5 protein-coding genes are annotated in these 5752 nt (G+C 43.8%); 2 read left to right on the top strand and 3 right to left on the bottom strand.

The window, feature by feature from the left end; genetic code table 11:
* Positions 1–117: 117 nt before the first annotated feature.
* The 3 genes from dps to nadD form a co-directional block, all read right to left on the bottom strand.
* Positions 118–624, bottom strand: a complete 507-nt coding sequence (dps, locus tag IQ264_RS31220) for a DNA starvation/stationary phase protection protein Dps (protein WP_193986395.1) — start codon at positions 622–624, stop codon at positions 118–120.
* Positions 625–881: 257 nt separating this feature from the next.
* Entirely contained in the window at positions 882–1895 is a 1014-nt protein-coding gene (locus tag IQ264_RS31225; RefSeq protein ID WP_193986405.1) for a type I glyceraldehyde-3-phosphate dehydrogenase, read from the bottom strand.
* A 163-nt stretch (positions 1896–2058) separates the two neighbouring features.
* The gene (gene nadD / locus IQ264_RS31230; protein WP_193986397.1) at positions 2059–2694 is read right to left on the bottom strand and encodes a nicotinate (nicotinamide) nucleotide adenylyltransferase; all 636 of its coding nucleotides are present in this window, start codon (positions 2692–2694) and stop codon (positions 2059–2061) included.
* A gap of 311 nt (positions 2695–3005) precedes the next feature.
* Between nadD and murC the strand changes: the two genes are divergently transcribed.
* Together murC and murB are read left to right on the top strand one after the other, a co-directional pair.
* The gene (murC, locus tag IQ264_RS31235; RefSeq protein WP_193986400.1) at positions 3006–4535 is read left to right on the top strand and encodes a UDP-N-acetylmuramate--L-alanine ligase; all 1530 of its coding nucleotides are present in this window, start codon (positions 3006–3008) and stop codon (positions 4533–4535) included.
* Between the two features lie 131 nt (positions 4536–4666).
* Complete coding sequence (gene murB, locus IQ264_RS31240) at positions 4667–5584, top strand: UDP-N-acetylmuramate dehydrogenase (protein WP_228061952.1); 918 nt, start codon at positions 4667–4669, stop codon at positions 5582–5584.
* Positions 5585–5752: the final 168 nt, after the last annotated feature.

Genomic DNA, 5752 nt, shown 5'->3' on the forward strand with positions numbered 1-5752 from the left:
GGGGAGATGGGGAGATGGGGGGACAAGGGAACAACGGGATGGGGAGAAAATATAACCTTCTGCCTTTCTTTCCTTGGAGCCTTCTGCCTTGGAGCCCTCTGCCTTCTGTCTTTCTTACTATGCTTGCAAATGTGCTTCTAAGAACCACAAACGTTTATCGATCGCACGGGAAACTTCCGTGTAAAGATCGGCAGTGTCAGCATCACCCAAACTGCCAGTTTTATCGATCGCATCCCGAACCAACTTAGCATAAGGAGCATAGCGTTCTGCCAAAGCCGTAACATGAGATTTGCCATCTAAAATATCTATGGGATACTCTGGCAAAGTAGAACGTTCCGCAGCAATCCGCGCCGTACCCAAAGCTACACCGCCTAAAGCTGTGATCCGTTCCGCAATCAAATCGATAAATTCTTCTAACTCAGTTGCCATTTCATCGAACAACTCATGCAACTGATAGAAATCCATACCTTTAACATTCCAGTGTGCTTGCTTCACTTGAGTTTTCAGATCCAAAGTAGAAGCAAGACTCTGATTGAGGATTTCCGCTATTTGCGATCGCACTTCCGCAGGAATGTCAATGCGAGTCGGATGAAGGCGCGGCGAAGCATCTGTATGGTGACTCATGAGTTTAGCTCGTAAATTTTGACTTAAACTGAGACTGTAAGCAGGGTCTTATATTACTGAATCAAACTCAGCAATTGTGAAGAATATCTTATATTTTAGTACACCGCTCTCCAAATTCTTGGATTAGTCGAGGAGCTAGATGGGAAAAAAATTAAGTAGAGAAGACTAAAGCCCTCCCTACTTGAGAAAATTTTACATCGTTAGATTCGAGAAATCGATATTAACTCAATCGAAAATCCCAAATCTAAAATCGAAAATTACTTAACCCACTTCTTACCAACCAATTCTGCCAAATCGACAACCCGTTGAGAATAACCCCACTCGTTGTCATACCAAGCAACCACTTTCACCATGTTGCCACCCATAACCATAGTTAGGCTAGCATCAACGATCGAAGAAGCATCATGACCTTTATAGTCAGAAGACACCAACTCTAAATCGCTATATTCGAGAATACCCTTCAATGAGCCTTCAGCAGCTTCTTTAAGAGATTGGTTAACTTCTTCTGCAAAAGTCTCTTTCTCAACGATTACCACCAAGTCCACTACAGAAACGTTGGGGGTAGGAACGCGCAAAGCGATACCATTAAGTTTACCCTTCAATTCTGGCAATACTAAAGCCACAGCCTTAGCAGCACCAGTAGATGTAGGTACAATATTCATTGCTGCTGCTCTTGCCCGACGCACATCCCGGTGAGAAGCATCCAAAAGACGCTGATCCCCGGTATAGCTGTGGGTAGTGGTCATTGTACCCTTGATAATGCCAAAAGTCTCATGAATCACCTTAGCCACTGGAGATAAGCAGTTAGTAGTACAGCTAGCATTACTAATAATTACGTGCTTATCATGGGTATAGTCTTGATCGTTTACCCCAACCACAAAAGTACCATCATCATTTTTGCCTGGGGCAGTAATCAAAACCTTTTTCGCACCAGCGTTTAAATGTTTGGTTGCTCCCTCTCTGCTGGTGAATACACCAGTAGATTCAATGATTAGATCGATATCCCATTCCTTCCAGGGCAAGTTTTCTGGATTACGATCGGATACACATTTAATCGTCTTGCCATTGAGAATTATCGAATTATCATCGGCACTGACATCCGCACCAAACGTTCCTAGCATCGTGTCATATTTCAGCAGGTGTGCGTTTGTTTTCGGATCGGAGGTGTCATTGATTGCGACTACCTCAAAATGACTGTTTTCTCTTCCTGCCCAGCAACGCAAGAAATTACGTCCGATACGTCCAAAACCGTTGATCGCTACTCTTATCACTGCGTCTTGCCCTCTGTCTACTGTAATGATAAAACCCAAGTATTGAACCACATCATATCGTAAAGGGTGTACCAATAGAATGCTCTTGAGCTATTTGGGATCGGAGGAAATCTTATGTAAATTGCTCTCTGGTATTTGAGTGGGAAAACTTTGGTTTTGGGGACTAGGGACTGGACACTAGGGACTGATAGAATTGGTGATTCTGGATATAAGTTCTGACTGCTTCGGGAACTAGGCAACGGATGGATCGCTGCTCTTGGCAGTACTGGCGAATTAAACTAGATGAGATAGCTACAGGTGGCACTGACAAAACTTGCCAGCGAATGGGTATAGATTGAGTGGTTAGTTGCTCGACTACTGTTTTACCAAGTAACTCCAGCTCAATGTTACTAACATTTGGACGAGGTGCGACTAACCAATGACATTCGGGGATCAATTCTTGCCGACGATACCAGCGTGGTAAAGTGGCAAAAGCATCTTGACCGACGATCCAATGCCAATTAGTTTGGGGATAAACTGCTTGCAGGTGATTTAGGGTATCAATGGCGTAAGAATGTGCGGGGAAATGGGTTGTGATGGGAGAGAGGATAAAGGCTGGACGATCGACGATCGCCAATTGCACCATTTCCCAACGATGCTCCCAATCTAGTTGAGTAGAGAATTGTTTGTGGGGGGGAGAGCGATCGATTACCCAGATTACCCGATCTAATCTCAACTGATCGAGAGCTGTTTGGGCAATCAACAGATGTCCCCAGTGAATGGGATCGAACGTACCCCCGAAAATCGCTAATTTTTGCATACCCAAACATTAATTTTTCACTAGCTCCTGAGCAACTTTCTCTACTTTGTCCAGACCAAAGTTAACTCGCTGTGGCGTAATTTTCCTGAATACAAAAGAGAAATAGCCAGGGACTAGACAATAGATTACAAACAATCTCAAAGTTTATAGTTGTATAACATCATAATATCTAAAAAGCTCAGTTTATGAAAAACTGTGCAATCTTACCTGATAAATCCTACTTTCATCTGTATCCTGAAAAAATATTTCCTGCTATGATAACGCCTGTTATCTGTGGTGTGTGGTTTTTATGTGGTGTGTAAGGAGCTACGATGCTAACTTCAGTAGATTTTAGCGGCAGACCATTTCACTTCATCGGCATCGGTGGAATTGGTATGTCAGCACTTGCTTATGTGATAGCCCAGCGCAAATTGCCCGTTTCTGGCTCAGATATTCGTTCTAGTCATATTACTGAGCGTTTACAAGCAATCGGCGCTCATATATTTGCTGAACAACAAGCCAGTAATTTAGAATTTTTCAGTGCCAGACCTAACTCAGTTAGTAATGGCTCAAAATTTGTTAAATATGGCGAAACAGCCAAGAATGGCGCAACTTACAGGGCAGCGACATTACCAGAGTCAGTATTACCACAAGTTGTTTGTTCTACGGCGATTAATCCGGCTAATACTGAATATCGAGCCGCATTAGATTTGGGTTGTCCAATTCTCCATCGATCGGATTTATTGGCAGCCTTAATTCAGGATTATCGCAGTATTGCGGTAGCTGGTACTCATGGCAAAACCACTACTAGCAGTATGGCTGGATATTTATTGCTAGAAGCTGGTTTAGACCCAACAATTGTAGTTGGGGGAGAAGTAACAGCTTGGGGAGGTAATGCACGTCTAGGTAAAGGCAAATATCTAGTCGCTGAAGCTGATGAATCAGATGGTTCGTTGGTGAAACTCTCCTCGGAAATTGGCATCATTACCAATATTGAATTAGATCATCCAGATCATTATGAAAATTTAGCCGAGGTGATCGATACGTTTCAGGTATTTGCTCGGCGCTGTCAAATTACGATCGGCTGCATAGATTGCTCAACAGTAAAAGAACACCTCAAACCAGCAATTAGCTATAGCCTAAAACCAGAAATAGGTGCAGATTACACCGTTGATAGTGTAGTTTACCAAGCCGAGGGGACAACTGCGAGAGTTTGGGAACGAGGTCATATCCTGGGACAGTTGAACTTGCAATTGTTGGGAGAGCATAATCTGAGCAATGCGTTAGCGGTAGTGGCATTAGGTCGTTACCTGGGTTTGGAATTTGAGGTGATAGCTACTGCTCTAGCCACATTTTCAGGAGCCAGTCGCCGCTTTGAAAAACGTGGCGAAGTCAACGGCATTCGCTTTATTGATGACTACGCTCATCACCCCAGCGAAATCAACGTCACTCTAGCAGCAGCACGGATTCAAGCTAATGGATTAGATTTTCCCCAAAACCGAGTTGTAGCGATTTTTCAACCTCACCGTTACAGTCGCACCCAAACCTTCTTAACCGAATTTGGTCAATGTTTTTCTAGTGCTGACTTGGTAGTTGTCACCGATATTTACAGTGCTGGAGAAGCCAAATTAAATGATATTAGCGGTGAAAGAGTCGCCGAAGAAATAGCGGCGCACCATCCCGAAGTAGTCTACCAACCTTCCTTAAAGGCAGTTTCTCGCTTTCTGACGGAAAATCTTCAGCCTGGCGATCTGGCAATCTTTTTAGGTGCAGGAAACCTGAATCAAATTATTCCCGAAGTAGTGGCTTGTTATGAACAAACTGCTCAAGGAATGCCTCAAGAATATCGCCACAGAGCCTAAGCTTGAGCCACAAAAATTTTCTTTGCCTTCCGGTATACAAGCTTATGTGAGGAGCTATGACTGTCTCAAAAGACCTCGTTAACGGCCTGAATGTCGCCAGATTCCAGGGTCAGCGGCGGAAAACAGATAATATGAAAACTGAGAAAATTTGTTTGCCTGGTACGGAGTGTTTAGTAAAGTCTCAAGTTTCGTTGGCTAGTTTTACTTCTTTTCGGGTAGGTGGGCCTGCCGAATGGTTGGTTGCTCCTAAGCATTTAAATGAATTAGAAGCTAGCTTTGAATGGGCATTAAATAACGATTTACCAATTACTCTTTTAGGAGCAGGCTCGAATTTACTGATTAGCGATCGCGGTTTGTCCGGTCTAGTCATCTGCACGCGCCATCTGCGCTACGCTTACTTCGATCAAGAAACTGCACAAGTAACAGCAGCAGCAGGTGAACCCTTAGTCCGTCTAGCTTGGAGAGCCGCTGAATTAGGTTGGTCAGGACTAGAATGGGCTGTGGGCATTCCTGGTTCAGTCGGTGGTTCTGTAGTCATGAACGCAGGCGCTCACAATGGTTGCATGGCAGATATTTTGGTTGATGCTCATGTCCTTTCTCCCAAAGGCTCTCTAGAAATTCTTACCCCAGAGAAATTAGGATACAACTACCGTACCTCCCTATTACAAGGGGACAAACGCTTGGTGACTCAAGCTACCTTTCAATTGAAACCTGGTGCCGATCCAGCTAAAGTAATTGCTACCACTGCTCAACACTTAAAACAGCGTCATAGTACACAACCTTATAACAAACCTAGCTGCGGTAGCGTTTTCCGCAATCCCAACCCTCATAAAGCTGGTTGGTTGATTGAACAAACTGGTTTGAAAGGCTATCGGATTGGCGGTGCGACAGTTGCGGAACGTCATGCTAACTTTATCCTTAACTGTGGTGGAGCTACAGCAAACGATATTTTCCAATTGATTCACTATGTACAACATCAAGTAGAGCGTCATTGGTCCTTATCTCTGCAACCAGAAGTGAAAATTTTAGGTGAGTTTCAGCCTATTTAGACTTCCAGCTTTGCTTACAGGTTCAAAACTAAGACGGGAGATTTTTGAGGGAAGAAGATGTGGGGAGGTAAGGAGGTAGGGAGGTTAGGAGATGGAGAGGTAGGGAGGTGAGGAGGTAAGAAGAGTTGAAGAGATAATTTAGTTAAATTATTTTCCCCCCATCTCCCC

The organism is [Phormidium] sp. LEGE 05292 (assembly GCF_015207735.1).
Classification (GTDB): domain Bacteria; phylum Cyanobacteriota; class Cyanobacteriia; order Cyanobacteriales; family Aerosakkonemataceae; genus Floridanema.